Below are 326 nucleotides of genomic sequence, written 5' to 3'. Positions count from 1 at the left end.
GTTTTGAAATTCTTAACTGGCCGCAGTGAGAGAGTGAGATACCCGCGCTCCGTCTCTTGCTGATGACAGCAACTGGCTGTGCTGCACCCATCCTGAGTTCACGGTGTAGCGATTTCAGTCCAGTTAGGTGCCGCAGACTCCTTCCATCTCACGTCTGAAAGGCCATACTGCTCAGCCTGCGGTTTCGACACTAGCTTCAAAGGAGGTCGACCAGGTTTGGGAATTGGAGAAATACCGGCGTCACAGCTTGCCCAGTGCCAGGCATCTGCATTGCGCATCATTTTGGATCGAATGATGAATGACTTTCGCTCGCCGTGGAGCTGGTA

General features: G+C 53.1%; 1 protein-coding gene. It reads right to left on the bottom strand.

Annotated features, from left to right (window positions below; genetic code table 11):
• Positions 1 to 98: 98 nt before the first annotated feature.
• Positions 99 to 326: DUF6555 family protein (locus KMS84_RS39620; RefSeq protein WP_256921500.1), on the bottom strand; the 228-nt coding region annotated here is incomplete at its 5' end.

The sequence above is a fragment of the Streptomyces hilarionis genome (assembly GCF_024539675.1).
Lineage (GTDB): Bacteria > Actinomycetota > Actinomycetes > Streptomycetales > Streptomycetaceae > Streptomyces > Streptomyces hilarionis.
The sequence above is the reverse complement of the archived record's forward strand: the minus strand, read 5'-3'. Positions and strand labels throughout refer to the sequence as shown.